The 16,603-nt window shown below is 33.2% G+C and carries 16 protein-coding genes; 5 read left to right on the top strand and 11 right to left on the bottom strand.

Translation table 11 applies throughout. The features are described 5' to 3' along the window. Positions 1–2: 2 nt before the first annotated feature. The 4 genes from JS605_RS10575 to JS605_RS10560 form a co-directional block, all read right to left on the bottom strand. A complete protein-coding gene (locus JS605_RS10575; RefSeq protein WP_203257693.1) occupies positions 3–1,916 on the bottom strand; it encodes a DUF3857 domain-containing protein in 1,914 nt (637 codons plus the stop codon). 134 nt (positions 1,917–2,050) lie between these two features. Continuing rightward, entirely contained in the window at positions 2,051–2,503 is a 453-nt protein-coding gene (gene dtd / locus JS605_RS10570) for a D-aminoacyl-tRNA deacylase (RefSeq protein WP_203257692.1), read from the bottom strand. Next, complete coding sequence (gene rsgA / locus JS605_RS10565; RefSeq protein ID WP_203257691.1) at positions 2,500–3,450, bottom strand: ribosome small subunit-dependent GTPase A; 951 nt, start codon at positions 3,448–3,450, stop codon at positions 2,500–2,502. The genes dtd and rsgA overlap by 4 nt, the downstream gene beginning before the upstream one ends. Before the next feature lie 44 nt (positions 3,451–3,494). Next, complete coding sequence (locus JS605_RS10560; protein WP_203257690.1) at positions 3,495–4,127, bottom strand: carboxypeptidase-like regulatory domain-containing protein; 633 nt, start codon at positions 4,125–4,127, stop codon at positions 3,495–3,497. A 191-nt stretch (positions 4,128–4,318) separates the two neighbouring features. On the opposite strand from JS605_RS10560, the gene JS605_RS10555 reads away from it, so the two are divergent. Next, the gene (locus tag JS605_RS10555) at positions 4,319–4,765 is read left to right on the top strand and encodes a hypothetical protein (RefSeq protein WP_203257689.1); all 447 of its coding nucleotides are present in this window, start codon (positions 4,319–4,321) and stop codon (positions 4,763–4,765) included. A gap of 146 nt (positions 4,766–4,911) precedes the next feature. Continuing rightward, a complete protein-coding gene (locus JS605_RS10550; RefSeq protein ID WP_203257688.1) occupies positions 4,912–5,436 on the top strand; it encodes a hypothetical protein in 525 nt (174 codons plus the stop codon). Between the two features lie 72 nt (positions 5,437–5,508). On the opposite strand, the gene JS605_RS10545 is transcribed toward JS605_RS10550, so the two are convergent. The 4 genes from JS605_RS10545 to JS605_RS10530 form a co-directional block, all read right to left on the bottom strand. Further along, entirely contained in the window at positions 5,509–6,591 is a 1,083-nt protein-coding gene (locus JS605_RS10545) for a bifunctional 3-deoxy-7-phosphoheptulonate synthase/chorismate mutase type II (RefSeq protein ID WP_203257687.1), read from the bottom strand. A gap of 160 nt (positions 6,592–6,751) precedes the next feature. Then, a complete protein-coding gene (locus JS605_RS10540; protein ID WP_203257686.1) occupies positions 6,752–7,603 on the bottom strand; it encodes a prephenate dehydrogenase in 852 nt (283 codons plus the stop codon). Between the two features lie 101 nt (positions 7,604–7,704). Next, positions 7,705–8,850 (bottom strand): pyridoxal phosphate-dependent aminotransferase, encoded by a 1,146-nt coding sequence (locus JS605_RS10535; RefSeq protein WP_203257685.1) that lies wholly within the window; start codon positions 8,848–8,850, stop codon positions 7,705–7,707. Further along, positions 8,847–9,674: a prephenate dehydratase gene (locus tag JS605_RS10530; protein ID WP_203257684.1), complete on the bottom strand. Its 828-nt coding sequence runs from the start codon at positions 9,672–9,674 to the stop codon at positions 8,847–8,849. The genes JS605_RS10535 and JS605_RS10530 overlap by 4 nt, the downstream gene beginning before the upstream one ends. A 282-nt stretch (positions 9,675–9,956) precedes the next feature. Between JS605_RS10530 and gldA the strand changes: the two genes are divergently transcribed. The 3 genes from gldA to JS605_RS10515 all read left to right on the top strand — a co-directional run bounded on the left by gldA (position 9,957) and on the right by JS605_RS10515 (position 14,301). After that, a complete protein-coding gene (gldA, locus tag JS605_RS10525) occupies positions 9,957–10,850 on the top strand; it encodes a gliding motility-associated ABC transporter ATP-binding subunit GldA (RefSeq protein ID WP_203257683.1) in 894 nt (297 codons plus the stop codon). A 167-nt stretch (positions 10,851–11,017) separates the two neighbouring features. Beyond that, positions 11,018–13,111: a phosphate acetyltransferase gene (gene pta, locus JS605_RS10520; protein ID WP_203257682.1), complete on the top strand. Its 2,094-nt coding sequence runs from the start codon at positions 11,018–11,020 to the stop codon at positions 13,109–13,111. Positions 13,112–13,113: 2 nt separating this feature from the next. Next, positions 13,114–14,301, top strand: a complete 1,188-nt coding sequence (locus JS605_RS10515) for an acetate/propionate family kinase (protein WP_203257681.1) — start codon at positions 13,114–13,116, stop codon at positions 14,299–14,301. On the opposite strand, the gene JS605_RS10510 is transcribed toward JS605_RS10515, so the two are convergent. Genes JS605_RS10510 through JS605_RS10500 form a run of 3 tightly spaced genes read right to left on the bottom strand, consistent with a single transcriptional unit; the run spans position 14,287 to position 16,576 of the window. Next, positions 14,287–15,036, bottom strand: a complete 750-nt coding sequence (locus JS605_RS10510) for a head GIN domain-containing protein (protein ID WP_203257680.1) — start codon at positions 15,034–15,036, stop codon at positions 14,287–14,289. The genes JS605_RS10515 and JS605_RS10510 overlap by 15 nt on opposite strands. A 3-nt stretch (positions 15,037–15,039) precedes the next feature. Further along, entirely contained in the window at positions 15,040–15,465 is a 426-nt protein-coding gene (locus JS605_RS10505) for a VOC family protein (RefSeq protein ID WP_203257679.1), read from the bottom strand. A gap of 10 nt (positions 15,466–15,475) precedes the next feature. Beyond that, positions 15,476–16,576 (bottom strand): acyloxyacyl hydrolase, encoded by a 1,101-nt coding sequence (locus JS605_RS10500; protein WP_203257678.1) that lies wholly within the window; start codon positions 16,574–16,576, stop codon positions 15,476–15,478. Positions 16,577–16,603 lie beyond the last annotated feature (27 nt).

Here is a 16,603-nt window from a genome sequence, read left to right as displayed (position 1 = left end):
CTTTAAATACTTTTCTTTAATATTATTTTTAAATTATCATTATTTGACACAGATTTTCTGAACATTCTATATGCCTTATATTCCGTTTTTGGATATGTTCCTTTTTTTATTAATAATTTTCTTTTGACCACAATGCTCTTATCTTCATTTTTAACAAAACTCAACTGATACTCTCCATATTTATTAACTATGCTGATATTTTCTGGGAGTCCTTCTATAATGTATCCCGCTGGAATTTTAATTGTAAAATTATCTTCATCAAGATAGCCTCTTTGGATTTGTAGAGGTAAGGTTCTATTCCTATATCTATCGGGGACAAAACCATTTCTATTGAAAACATTGGCATGAAAAATAATTCTATCTCCTACTTTTGAAGCAAAGTTTCTGGCGTATACTGTAACATCTTCTAAAAATTCAACGTCTTCTTTGTTATTTTTAAATTTGTAGGTTTCAATATTCAAACCATTAACGTACCCCCACGACTCTTTATAATATTCTAGTATATCCTTTTCAGATTGATTTTCAAGGAAAAATCTATTATCATATTGAATACCTTTAGTTTTTATTTCTATGGATGCACTTATACTTGCATCTTCTTTTAGGTCTATTTCTGCATGCATTGATTGATGATTTTGAGCATCTGAATAATTCACAGTTTTAACAATTTCACTATTGTCCTCTTTAACGACCAATACAGCTCTATCGTCTGTAAAATCACCTATAAAACCAAATGGATGTATTTGACTTGTACAATCTAACCATATCATGTCCTCTTCCTTAGGAATACACAATATAATATGGTTTCCTTGTGCTAGAGAAGCAAAATCGTTTTCAAAATCTACTATTTCCTTACCTGCCTCCACTATGGAGTAATGAGACTCCACTCCTGCTATATCTAAAAGTGCTTGCGTATAATTTGTAAGACCTTTACAATCTCCATATTTAAGCTCGTCTACTTCACTAGCAGCAATAGGCTGGATTCCTCCTATACCGACCTGTACACTTATATATCTGGTGTTATTCTGTACATAATCATATACCAGCTCTGCCTTTTTTATGGGGTTCTCAACACCTTCAACTAAATTTAGAATACTGTTTTTGGTCTCTTCAGACACTTTATTTCTACCATCAAGCAAATCATACTTTATCCAATTCCCCATTTCTTTCCAATCGCTTGCATTTCCATTTATACCATTATAGTGAAATGTTTCTACTGCCACCAATGCCTTGGGCGTTATATGTCCCAAAGACGGACTTAAATCTTCTGGCCTCAATGCTGTTACATTTTCAATACTATACTTCAATGTATTCGCACTGGCTTCGCTTTTAATTGTGTTATACGTTTCAAAGTTTTTCTCTTTGAATCTTAAACCTAAACCAGCATTATCAGTTACCTCATAAGTATTTTTTTCTGTACTAACATAATATCCGTTTATAGGATTCCAATTAGGAATAGCTGCCGTATTAGGTGTTTTAACCTCACAAATAAACTCAACAGTGTAGGGATAGTTTATAGGTGTATACCCCATAAATAAAACTCTTGAGTCTGAATATAAAGTACCTCCATCAACTGCACTATGATCTATAAAATCCTTTTTCTTAAACTTTTTAATTTGCTTACCCGTGGCATCATACACAATAGCTTCTATACCTTTAACCTTTAAATAATTATCGTATCCAGTGCCTGCTTCCACAAACTTATTCCCTGCTTTATTTAAAACCGTAACTATACGTCTAATAGTTACGGTCATATTATCTCTGGAATCAATGACAATAGTAGTTTTATTTAACCTAACCACGGCATTTGCATGTGCTTTTAAGTGATCTGGTATTGATAAGCTTGAATAAGAAAAGTCTTGAGAAATGCCTTTAAAGGAAAACAAAAAGCATACTAAAAGCGCCATGTTTTTTAACATAGTGTAAGTGTTTTTGCGATGTAAATGTAAAGAAATGCTAATAGCTAATTAGTGATAAATATCATATTTCAAACGTTCAAATTAACTAAAAATCGTACAGACCAAATAATTAAACACTTGAAAATCGATAAAAGTTACTCTTTATACTTTGAATCAATAATAATAGTAACAGGACCGTCATTAATTAAGGCTACCTGCATATCGGCTCCAAATCTACCTGTCTGTACAGGTTTTCCAATACTACGTTCTAGTGTTTTTACAAAGGATTCGTATAATGGTACTGCTATGTCTGGTTTAGCAGCTTTAATGTAACTGGGTCTATTGCCTTTTTTTGTAGATGCATGAAGTGTAAATTGACTCACTACGATAGCATCTCCATCAATATGTAACAGAGAAGTATTCATGACACCTTTTTCGTCCCCAAATATTCTTAGGTTGGCAATTTTATTACATAACCAATCGATATCCTCTTGAGTATCTTCTTCTACAATACCCAGAAGCACTAATAACCCTTTTTGTATTGAAGCTACTTTTACATTCTCAATACTAACACTGGCTGATAAAACCCTTTGAACTACTATTTTCATTCCTTATCCCAATTATCGGTTCTGTAATTTTCATCTTCCCCTTCTAATATTTGCACATAGCTTCGATATCTAGAATATGCTATTTCATCATTTTCTAACGCTTTTTTTACAGCACATTTAGGTTCTTTTAAATGCAAGCAATTATTAAATTTACAATACTGCTTTAGGGCAAAAATCTCAGGGAAATAATCTCCAACCTCTTCTTTATCCATATCTACCACGCCAAAACCTTTAATCCCAGGGGTATCTATAATTTTAGCACCAAAACTGGTATCAAACATTTCTGCAAAAGTAGTAGTATGCTGCCCTTGCATATGCTGACTGGAAATTTCCTTGGTTTTTAGGTTTAAATCTGGTTCTATTGCATTAACCAATGTAGATTTCCCTACTCCTGAATGCCCCGAAAACATGCTTACTTTATCTCTCATTAGATGTTTAACCTTATCGACATTTTTTCCTGTTTTGGCTGAAATACCTATACATTCGTAACCTATTTTTCTGTAAACATGTGCTAAATATTTTACTTCCAAGAGTGTTTCCTCATCGTAGGCATCTATTTTATTAAACAATAAAATTGTTTTAATGGAATAGGCTTCAGCTGTAACTAAAAACCGATCTATAAAACTCGTAAATGTTGGGGGATTATCTATAGTTATCATTAAAAACACTTGATCTATATTCGCAGATATAATATGGGTTTGTTTGGATAGGTTTACCGACTTTCTTACTATATAATTTGTTCTGTCATGGATATTATGAATAATACCTGAAATGGCATCGTTTTTCGTTTCTAAATCAAAATCAACTACATCCCCAACAGCAATTGGGTTTGTGCTTTTTATACCTTTAATTCGAAACTTACCTTTTATACGACATTGATATACCTCCCCAAGTTGAGTTTTTACTGTATACCAGCTTCCTGTAGATTTATAAACGCGTCCTGTCATGCATGTTTTTCTAACACAAAATAACAATATTTAAATTTAATTCATCAATCAATAATTGCTTTTTTAGTGGCCAGAAGTTTTCCGTTAGCCTCTATGCTAAGAATATATATTCCTGACGTTAAATTACTCAAGTCTACATGTAAAATATTATTGAAAAGTTTTGCTTTCATAGATTTTACCAACTGTCCTGAGATATTAAAGGCTTGTATATTTATAGTTTTATAATCTTCTAAAAGTTTCAATTGAAACCGTCCGGTCCTTGAGGGGTTTGGGTAGAGTTTTTCGGCAACTGTCTTTGGATTGAACCCTTTATGATAACACTCTATTACCCCTACACAACATATTGTTCTACTACATCTATAACTACCGTAAGCAACAATTTCAACTGCATCTAAAGCTATGTTACCATCTAAAACAACCTTTATCTCTTTTTGGTTTTCAACAACAACTTCTTTTGAGTTATAGCCCAAATAAGACATAAGAAGTGTATCTCTTTTATTCACGTTTATTTCAAAATTCCCATCAAAATCTGTGATAGTCCCTTTATTTGAGTTTTTAATTATAATGTTAGCCCCGACAAGAGGTTGCTCTTCTGCAACGATGTTTCCACTAATTGTAGTCTGCGAAAATGCCTTTATCCACATCAAAAATAAAAGCATTGTAATTGTTGTTTTCATCTTTTTTGGTTTTTTAGTTTTACATACCAAACCTACTATGAATTCAAAATCTTAAAAAAGATAAATGAGTGAATGCAACCTTTTAACTCGTAAACTGTCTATAATAAAAAATACTTCAAGCTAAAATCACTTTTACATTGTAGTATTTTTATATTAGCTTTTTTTTAACCTTATTATTAAAATTCAACAACATGAAAAAATTAGTATTAGTATTGGCTGTTTGCGCCTTTAGTTTTCTTGACACTCAAGCACAAGTAGAGTTTAAAGTGATAACAAGTGTAGAATCTATTGTTCCTAACGGATTAGGACGTTCTAGAATTATTAGCGCCAACGAAGAGAAAGACTATAAAGACTTTACAACCACACAAACCGAAGAAGACAATTCACGTAATAAATCTAAGCGTGATGAAATTAGAGTAAAGGGATTTGATGAAACCAAACTTTTAAATTTCTTTAACATAGGAGGTATTCGTTTTCAAAATATTGCTGCTAATGATGCCTTAATTACTTCTAAAATAAATACAATGATAGAAGAAGGTTGGGATCTTGCTTTTGTAACTAGTGCTGTTGAAAGCGCTGGTAAAGGCGATAACCAAGGTATATTTATTACCCGATATATCTTTAAAAGAACTAAATAGAATAAACTTTATTTTACACAGAGCCTCCAAATGGAGGCTTTTTTTATACCCCTTGATAAAGAAACTATTCATTAGTTATACATAAATCTTTAAAAGATTGATGACATTGTTACTCCTTTTACGATGAGAGATAAAATAACAGTACAATGAAAAAATATAACATTTTCTTTATCCTTACGGTTTTATTAGTTACCGTAGCTTGTGGTAGTGATTCTGAAAACATGAACAACTTACCTAGAAATGATGTAAGAAGCATGAGCGTCAATGGAGGTTCATTAATTGAAATCGATACCATACAAGGTCAATTTATAAAAGATTATGAAGTAAGTAACACAATAGAAGGTAGTTTTTCTGCTACCAATTTCACAACAGGTGATCAAATATTACTCTTTTTATACGATGACGATGAGAGTAGTTTCCCTTTTATCAATACTGGAGTTTTTCCTATTAATAACAATCCTATTCGAGCAACAGTACGCTACGATAACTTTAGAGAAAGTTTAACAATTAAAGCAAATTCAGGCTCTGTAACTATAACGGAATATGATCGTATCGAAGAAAACAATAGGGTTTTTATTAAAATCTCTGGTAATCTTAATATTTCAGATGACTCTGAAAACCTAACAGCAACATTCAATAACATACGTTTGCAATGTTTAGAATGCGAATAGGATTCTAATAATAAAGCCTGTTCAAAATAATTGAAACAGGCTTTATTATTAATTGATATAATGATAATCTATCTAACCATTTATTATCTTCTCTTGATGGTTAATAGATTCTTGATGAACGGCTTTAAACATTCTTAAAATAAACTCTTCACTTAAACCATGTTGCTCTCCCTCTAAAACCATTTTACCTAAAATCTCATTCCATCGTTTAGATTGTAATACAGCTACATTCTTTTTCTTTTTTAATGCACCTATACCATCTGAGGCTTTCATGCGTTGGCCTAGCAACTCTATAATTTGATTGTCAACAACATCTATTTGCGCTCTTAAATTATTTAGTGCACTATTGTATTCCTCTTCTTCATTAGATTCTTTTCTAATTTTCAAATCTTTCATGATTTGGACTAAAGTCTTAGGTGTTACTTGTTGTGCAGCATCACTCCAAGCATTATCCGGATCGTAATGTGTTTCTATCATCAACCCATCAAAATTTAAATCCAATGCAGTTTGAGATACGTCAAATACCATATCTCTCTTTCCTGTAATATGCGAAGGATCGTTAATCAAAGGAATATCAGGGAATCTGTTTTGAAACTCAATAGCCATCTGCCATTCTGGTATGTTTCTGTATTTTGTTTTCTGGTATGTTGAAAACCCTCTGTGGATGGCTCCAATATTTTTCACGCCAGAACTATAAATTCTTTCAATACCACCTAACCACAATGACAAGTCTGGATTCACTGGGTTTTTAATTAAAACTGGTTTATCTGTACCTTGTAAAGCATCTGCAATCTCTTGCATAATAAATGGAGAAACTGTAGATCGTGCACCAATCCAAAGTAAATCTATATCATGCTCTAATGCTAATTTCACGTGTGCAGCATTGGCAACCTCAGTACATACTTTCATTCCTGTTTCTGCCTTAACCTTTTGCAACCACTTTAAACCTAAAGCCCCAACACCTTCAAAATTACCTGGACGTGTTCTTGGTTTCCAAATACCAGCTCTAAAATAACTCACATCCGTATCTTTTAACTCATGTGCTATTTTTAAAACTTGTTCTTCTGTTTCAGCACTACAAGGACCTGCAATTACTAATGGATGATCTAATCCTAAATCATCTAACCAGGTTCTCATTTCTTTCTTGTTTTCCATTTTTACTTAATATTTGAAGCCTCCCCTAGCCCCTCCAAAGGAGGGGAAACCCACTGTTATGTATTTACTTATTTATATTAAAATGATTAAAAACTTTTTATTTACTTTAAATGTAGCCTTATCCTTATCTGAGTATTTGAGTTCCTCCGCCTTGGGGAGGTTAGGTGGGGCTGTCTATTATATCTTTTATACGATTAGTACTCTTCATTTCATCATAAATTGCTGCAAAATCATCAGCTACCATCAACTCTTTAAAATGAGTAAGGTTATTTATATATTCTTCTAATGTTTCAATAACATTAGTTTTATTCTGTTTAAAAATAGGTGTCCACATTTCAGGTGAACTTTTTGCTAAACGTACTGTAGAGGCAAATCCACTACCAGCCATATCAAAAATATCACGCTCGTTTTTTTCTTTTTCAATCACAGTTTTCCCTAACATAAAAGCACTAATATGTGATAAATGTGATACATAAGCAATATGCTTGTCATGATCCTTAGGATTCATATATCTAATCCGCATACCTATATCAGTAAACAGCTTTAGTGCTTTTTCTTGAAGTTTAAATGTTGTTTTTTCAACCTCACAAACAATGTTTGTTTTTCCTTTAAACAACCCCTCAATAGCTGCTGTTGGTCCAGAATGTTCAGTACCAGCAATAGGATGCATCGCTAAAAAATTTCGGCGCTTTGGATGGTTTTCAACTACTTTACAAATATCTTCCTTTGTAGATCCTGCATCAACTACCAAACCAGTATCAGATATGTTATCCAAAATGGTTGGCAATAATTTTACAGTGGCATCTACGGGGATAGAAACAATAACTAAATCAGCATTTCCTAAATCATCTAAAGTTGCCTTTTTATCAATCAACCCAAGCTCCAAAGCAGTATTTAAGGTTGTGTCTTTTCTACTAATACCATGAATAATCACATCTGGATTATGTTTTTTTATATCAATAGCAAGACTACCTCCTATTAAACCTACTCCTATGGCATAAATATTTTTCATAAGGCCTCTCCTAGCCCTCTCCATTGAAGAGGGAACTATTACGAATTTTTATTTTTTCTTTATTACTTCCAATTTTATCTAAACTACTGATTACTGAAAACTTATTTCACTCTTGAAATTGCTTCTTCCAGAACCTCAGTTGATGCACACAATGAAAAACGAATATAACCTTCGCCTTGACTACCAAAAATAGTTCCAGGGGTAATAAATATATGGTTGTTTTTCAATACTAAATCAATAAATTCTTCAGATTTTAAGTATGGCGGTAACTTTGCCCACACAAACATTCCTGTAGCATTCTTATCATAGGTACAGTTTAAAGCTTCGGCTAATTGCCATACCAAATCACGTCGCCGTTTATAAACACTATTTAAAGTAACAAACCACATTTCTGAGCATTTTAAAGCCTCAATCGCTCCCTTCTGAATGCCATAAAACATCCCTGAGTCCATGTTACTCTTTACTTTTAAAATATTGCTAATGTGCTCGCTATTTCCTATAACCATTCCCACACGCCATCCTGCCATATTAAAGGTTTTACTTAAAGAATTTAGCTCTAAACATACATCCTTGGCTCCTTCAATACTTAAAATACTTCTTGGATTATCATTTAGTACAAAACTGTACGGGTTATCATTTACAATTAAAATATTATGGCGTTTAGCAAAACTTACCAATTCCTCGAAAACTGTATCTGTAGGTGTAGCTCCAGTTGGCATGTGTGGATAATTAACCCACATTAGCTTTACTTTACTTAAATCCTTCTGCTCTAAATCCTTAATATTTGGCATCCAATTGTTAGAGGCGTCTAAATCATAAGTCACAATTTTAGCACCTACCAACTTTGTAACAGATTGATACGTAGGATATCCAGGATTTGGTATTAATACTTCATCTCCCTCATTCAAATATGCCATAGAAATGTGCATAATCCCTTCCTTACTTCCCATTAAAGGCAATATCTCATTGGTAGCATTTACTTTAACACCAAAATGATCTTTATAAAACGCAGCCATGGCTTCACGCAATTCTGGCAAGCCTTGATAACTTTGGTATTTATGGGCTGTGGCATCCATTAAGCTATTCGAAATAGCATCAATCACTTTTTGTGGTGGTTGTAAATCCGGACTACCAATTCCTAAATTAATGATAGGTTTCCCACTTGCAATAAGCAACCCAACTTCTCTTAGTTTTTTAGAGAAATAGTATTCTTCAACTGTATGTAATCGCTTAGCAACTTCTATCATGACTTTGCGTTTTTATAGGTTCCCAACAATTTAAAACTGGGGCTCATAATTTCAATTAAAGATTTCGCTTTTTCAAAATCTGCATAAGCTTCAAAAGTAACATCAACAAAAAACGCATACTTCCATGGCGTTTTAATAATTGGCAGTGATTGTATCTTAGTTAAATTCAAATTACAATCGCTCATTACGTTTAAAATAGTCGCTAAACTACCTCGTTTATGATCTGCTTCAAACTTAACAGAAGCCTTATTAATTTCACTCTCAGAAACCTCAGAATTTGTACGTTTCACAATAGCAAACCGGGTTTCATTATGCTTTATGGTTTGAATACTATGCGCCAGAATATCCAACTCAAAAATCTCTGCAGCTAAAACACTAGCAATAGCACCAACTTGTTTTAAACCTTGTTTTTGAATACGTTCTGCAACCTCAGCAGTATCTTTATCTTCAACCAGTTTAATATGCGGGTAATTCTTAAAAAAATCTTTACACTGTAGTAAGGCCATAGGATGCGAATACACCTCCTTAATATCTTCAATACTTTGATTTGGTAAAGCCATCAAATTATGTTGAATATCCAAATAATGTTCTCCTACAATATGCAGTTCATAATCATCTATTAAGGCATAATTAGGAATGATTGAACCTGCAATAGAATTCTCAAGAGCCATAATAGCAGCATCACACTCTTTGTTAATTAGTGCGTTTACTACACGATCAAAAGTCATACACTCAATAACACCAACAGAATTCTCAAAAAACTCCTTTGATACTATATCGTGAAAACTCCCTTTAACTCCTTGTATGGCTACCGTATTAATCATAAAAAAAAGTCTCGATTTTCATCGAGACTTGTAGTATTATATATTATTGCTTGATTATACACACAACGTCTCGATTTCTCTATTAAAAAAGAAATAAAAAAAGTTAAAATATGTATAATACGTTGTTGTTCTCATAATTACGGTGGCTAAAGTAATTATTATTTTAAGAAATCAAAATAGAATAAATCCTTTTTTTCTCGATTTTCAAAAAGATTTAAAGAATTTCCAACAAAATTCAAAATACATTACATAATCGTTATTTTTGATAAAAATTTTTAGAATATGTCTATCGAAGTGAATGATGTTTCCAAGTTATACGGTGAACAGAAAGCCTTAAATAACATTTCCTTTACTATAGAACGACCAGAAATCGTAGGGTTTTTGGGTCCTAACGGTGCCGGTAAGTCTACCATGATGAAAATATTAACGACTTACATTACATCTTCTTCTGGAACTATTAAAGTAAATGGACATGATACTGGAGAGCTTCATCATATTCAACAAAGCGTGGGATATTTGCCAGAGCATAACCCTTTATATCTAGATATGTACATTAAAGAGTATTTAAATTTTAATGCTGGTGTTTATAATGTTGAGTCATCCAGAATTAACGAGGTTATTGAAATGACAGGCTTAACCCCAGAAGTTCACAAAAAAATAGGACAACTCTCTAAAGGGTATCGCCAACGTGTGGGTTTAGCTACAGCGTTATTACATGATCCAGAAGTTTTAATTTTAGATGAGCCCACCACAGGTTTGGATCCAAACCAATTAATTGATATTCGCAACCTGATTAAATCTATTGGCAAAACCAAAACTGTTTTTCTCTCTACTCATATCATGCAAGAGGTAGAGGCAATGTGCGATCGTGTTATCATTATAAACAAAGGGGAAATTGTTGCCGACAAAAAACTGAAAGATTTAAGAGATGAAAAGGAACAAACGGTAATTGTAGAATTTGATTATCGTGTTGAGGATGCCTTTTTACTAAAACTCCCTAAGGTTGAAAAGGTAGTAAATACCTATGATTTTGTGTACGAAATCACGTTTAAGACCTCTGAAGATATGCGCTCTTATGTTTTTGATTTTGCACATGATAATCAATTGAAGATTTTGCAACTTAACCAAAAGAATACAAGTTTGGAAAGTCTTTTTAGGGATTTAACAAGCAACTAAATTTACAGTAAAATTAAAGTATCGTAAATAATTACTATACTTTATATAATTCATGACAATTATCATCTTTAAAAGGATAATCTCAAACTAATTTTGTCTCATAATAGTTTTATAAAACTACTTTATTACCTGACTTTTAAAGTATCTTTATAACAAAATAACAAGGAATGAGCAAAGGAATTTATGTTGCCACTATAGAGCCTAATAGTGGTAAATCTGTAGTGGTTTTGGGGTTAATGCGAATGCTTTTAGGAAAAACTGCGAAGGTAGGTTATTTTCGTCCAATCATAGAAGACACCAAAGATGATGAACCTGATAACCATATCAATACTGTTGTTTCTTATTTTGAATTAGATATAAATTACAAGAAATCCTTTGCATATAAAAGAAGTGAGGTTTTAGAACTATACAACAAAGGAAAGTCTGGAGATGTTATAGACCACATCATAAAAAAATACAAATACCTAGAAGAACGCTTTGATATAGTGCTTGTTGAAGGCACGGATTTTTCCCATGAAAACTCAAGTTTAGAATTAGACATAAATATGTTAATCTCCAAAAACCTTGGATTACCTGTTATTATTGTATCTCGAGGTGATGGTGGTATCGATATTTCTGAAGTTGTAGACAATGTACAATTAGCACATGATACGTTTAAGGGAGAGGTTGATGTATTATCTGTAATGACTAATAAGGCCAACCCAGAAGATGTTTCCAAACTAAAAACATTATTAAATGAGCGCATTCAATGCGGTACAGATATTACCGTAATCCCAAAAATTAAGAGTCTCGCCAGCCCTACGGTAAAGGAAATTGTAAAAAAATTGGAAGGTAGTATCTTATTTGGTGCAGATATGGTAAATAACCAGGTAGACAATTTTAACGTTGCTACCATGCAGCTACGCAATTATCTCAATCAACTAAAAGAAGATTGTTTAGTAATTACTGCAGGAGACAGAGCAGACATTATTCTAGGTGCTTTACAAGCCAGTGTTTCTAAAAACTATCCGAAGATTTCTGGAATAATACTTACTGGTGGTCTACTTCCAGAAGATTCCATTTTAAAACTCATAGAAGGACTCTCCAGCATTGTTCCTATTATAAGTGTAAAGGGAGGTACTTTTGCGGTTGCAAACCAAGTAGGTAAAATAAAATCTAGAATTTATGCCGAAAATATAGAAAAGATAGAAACCTCTATTGCTACTTTTGAAAAACATGTAAACACTGATAAATTAGCCAACGACCTTATCACGTTCGAGTCTGAAATATTCACTCCAAGAATGTTTCAATACAATCTACTACAACGTGCTCTAAAACAGAAAAAGCATATAGTATTACCTGAAGGTTATGACGAACGCGTACTTCGTGCAGCAGCCAGATTAATTGATGTACAAGTTGTAGATTTAACGCTAATAGGCGAGGCCAATACAATTAAGGAACATATTGAAAAGCTAGATATCCCTTTAAACATTGATGACATAAGCATTGTTTCTCCACAGAAGTCTCCTTATTTTGAAGATTATGTAAACACATTTTATCAATTGAGAAAACATAAAGGTGTGAATATAGATATGGCAAGGGATGCTATGTCTGACGTTTCTTATTTTGGAACTATGATGATACATAAAGGACATGCAGATGGTATGGTTTCAGGAGCTGTTCATACTACGGCGCACACCCTACGCCCTGCACTACAGTTTATTAAAACCAAACCAGATACATCCATTGTGTCTTCTGTGTTCTTTATGTGCTTAGAAGATCGTGTCTCTGTTTTTGGCGACTGTGCCATTAACCCTAACCCTAATGCAGAACAACTCGCTGAAATTGCGATTTCTTCTGCTGAGTCTGCAAAAAACTTTGGTATAGAACCTAAAGTTGCAATGCTCTCTTACTCTTCGGGTTCATCAGGTAAAGGAGAAGATGTAGAACGTGTTAGAGAAGCAACCGAAATTGTGAAAGCAAAGGTTCCTGATCTTAAAATTGAAGGGCCTATTCAATATGATGCCGCAGTAGATATGCGTATAGGTAAAAGTAAATTACCTGATTCTGAAGTTGCAGGACAAGCAAGTGTTTTAATTTTTCCAGACCTAAACACCGGCAACAATACCTATAAAGCGGTACAGAGAGAAACTGGAGCCTTAGCTATTGGTCCTATGCTACAGGGCTTAAACAAACCTGTAAACGATTTAAGTAGAGGCTGTACTGCTGATGATATTTACAGTACCGTAATAATAACAGCTATTCAGGCACAAGACCAATAACCATGCAAGTACTTGTACTAAACTCAGGAAGCTCATCTTTAAAGTTTCAATTATTTTCTATGCCCAAAGAAACTATCCTATGTTCTGGATTAATTGAACGTATTGGCTTTGAAGATGCCAAATTTAAGTTTAAAACCCAAAGCGATACTATTGAGGTTGTAACACCTATTCTTAATCATAATGAAGCTTTAGCATTGTTATCAAAACAACTTTTAGATACTAAAACTAGTATTATTACATCTACTGAAGATATTAGTATTGTAGGTCATCGTGTAGTACATGGTGGTAAACACTTTGGAAACACTACAGAAATCACATCAGATGTTAAGGATAAAATTAAAGCGCTATCGTCTTTAGCACCTTTACATAATCCAGCAAACTTAGAAGGAATTATAGTCGCAGAAACCACGTTTCCCAACGCAAAACAAGTTGCTGTTTTTGATACCGCATTCCATCAAAGCATTCCAGAATATGCATACAAATATGCAATACCAAAGAAATATTCTGAAGAAGATAATATCAGATTATACGGGTTCCATGGCACAAGTCATAAATATGTTTCGCAACAGGCTATTTCATATCTTGGCAAAACACACTCTAAAATTATTACCATTCATTTAGGTAATGGATGTAGCATGACAGCTATCAAAGACGGAAAAAGTATTGACCATTCTCTAGGATTTTCCCCTGTGAACGGGTTAATTATGGGGACGCGTTCTGGAGATATAGATCAATCTATAATTTTTCACTTGGCCAAAAAACACGGATATGAACTGGAAGATATAAACACCATGCTTCAGAAAAAAAGTGGCATGTTAGGACTTACGGGATACAGCGATTTAAGAGAAATCCTTGGTGAGGCCGAAAAAGGGAACAAAGACTGCATTTTAGCACTAGAAATGAGTGCCTACCGCATCAAAAAATATATTGGGAGCTATACTGCTGCTATGAACGGACTAGATGCTATTGTTTTTACAGCTGGCATAGGAGAAAACTCACCTTTTATCCGAGCTCAAGTATGCGAGGATTTAGAATATTTAGGTATTGTTATTGATACTAAAAAAAATAATGTGAGACCTAAGGATCTAACCGATGTAAGTGCTACAGATTCTAAAGTAAAAGTATTGATCATACCAACAAACGAAGAGTTGGAAATTGCAAAACAATCGGTAGCTTTATTCAAAAATTAAGCGACCATTAAATAATGTTTCAACATCTATGATTGGTGGTGTATTTATAGAAATAACATTACCTGTACTAACGATTTTACCTTTTATACTCTGTCGTGGATTTACAATAATATCATTAGAGCTTCTATGAAAAATGGTAATGTTTTGAGCTTCTAAAGCTCTAGCCTCAAAACGAGAATCCCCACCTGCAAAATTCACATTTAAACTATTTGTAGCACCCGAAATGTATGCAATAGACAAACCATTAAACACCGCTTGAAAACTATCGTTATTTATTTCTAAAATAAAATCGCCTACGGAGAATGTATCCGTAGCAATAAAATCTTCAGATAAAATAGTAATTGATGGGTATGTTAAAACGCCATCAGATCTAATATCATATTGCGTAGAACTTCTTATTTCGGTAATATTTGGCGAGGTTACATATACTTTTGTAATGTCGTAATCGCGAACATAATTGCAGTGATTATTATCGGTTAATACTAATTGTCCATTGTCTACAATAGCGGTAACATCGTTTAATAAATTTTCTCCTGTTTCAATAACAACTTTTTGCTCAGACCCCTCTTTTAATATTAGCTCTACTTCTCTATTCACTAAAATTTTTTCAAAAACCTCAACAACAACTTCTTGTTGAACAATGTTACCCGTTTTTTGAAAACAGTCATTTGCATTTTCACTATCACAAGCAAAAACGAAAAACAGTATCAATATGGAAACTATTCTTTTTACCATAAACTATTCCTCTGAAACATTTCCTTTTTCGTCTAATTCTAAAAACGGATTAAACGCTATCTCCCACAAATTATCATCTAAATCAGATACATAACCACTATAGCCTCCCCAAAACACTTCTTCAGGTTGTTTTACAATAGTTACACCTTTTTGTTTCAACTCAGAAAACAGTTGATCTACCTCAGCTCTAGATCTTAAATTATGTGCCAAAGTAAATCCTTTAAATCCATTCCCTTCATGCGGTACTTGCGCATCTTCTGCTAACTTTTCTCTGAGATACAAAGACAACAAAATGCCATTCAATTGAAAAAATGTAATCGTATCAGTACTTGAATCAGCTTTTTCCCAGCCAAATTTCTCTTCGTAAAACGCAGTAGCCTTCTTTAAATCACTAACCCCCAGTCCTACAATAGTTAATCTCTGCTCCATAATTTCAAAATTATAATCTTAAGCCAATTCCAAACTCAACAGCCTCTGCCCTAAAACCATGTGATTTTAAGGTTACTGCTCCAAACCATTTCTTACCAAAATAACGTTTTAGTCCTGCTCTTATATACACACGCCCTTCAAACTCAAAAGGGTAATACACATAATATCCTATTTGTGATAATAAACTTGTTTTATTTACAAACAATTCATGACCTACAAATACACCAACACGTTTAAAATCTTCATCTCCTGAAAGCCCTTCATTAGGGAAGGCTACACTTCTAAATCGAATTAACTCTTTTAAAAAGTTTGAAAAAAACACATCAGTACCCACCTGTAATGCACTCTTTCTATTGATACGTTTATCTGCATATCCAGAAAAAATATAAAATGGGTATTGTCCACTTCCAATTAAATCACTCTGGTTAATCCCACTTCTAAATACAACGTTATATCTTATGGGTTCTGTAAATTTTCTATCGGCTTTTTTATCTAAAGTTTTTTGATATTCTGGTACTTCTTCATCTAAATTATAAGTTACTCCTAAATTAAAAGCAATGGTATTTGTACCATTATTAGGGGCTTTTACATTGGCATTAGAATAATGAATTAACGAAACCCCTGCTTGTAAGCCAAACCTATCAAAAATGCGTTCTTTTTTGTAATTAATCATTGCATAAGTGCTACTCATTAAAGTAGAACCAAAGGCTACATTTTTAAAGTTAGTTTCTCTATCATAAGGATTAGAATTATGAGCCAAACCTTGCCCTATACGAAACATTACATTCCTATTTAAAAAATAGAAATTGTAATGCGCATAAATAGACACGTTATTACCTAAAACAGGATTATTAAAATTTTGGTACGCTAGCGAGAAGCCATAATCTGGATAGTTAAAGCGTTGTTCCCAATCTTCAAAGCCAAAGGTTTTCTTATTCCAGCTAAGAATAACACCACTGGGGTGTTCCTGTATTAAGTGCAGAATCTCATTATTGTGAAGGCCAATATAACCACCAAAATAATTCGCATCAACGTAAGAAGTATGTGTTTTGTCTTGCGCAATAGCACTAAAACAACATAAGATTAAAAAGTAGGTATAAAATAACTTCATATTTGGGTTTCAACCACCGCAAATGTA

This window comes from Hyunsoonleella ulvae (assembly GCF_016827605.1).
GTDB lineage: Bacteria > Bacteroidota > Bacteroidia > Flavobacteriales > Flavobacteriaceae > Jejuia > Jejuia ulvae.
The sequence above is the reverse complement of the archived record's forward strand: the minus strand, read 5'-3'. Positions and strand labels throughout refer to the sequence as shown.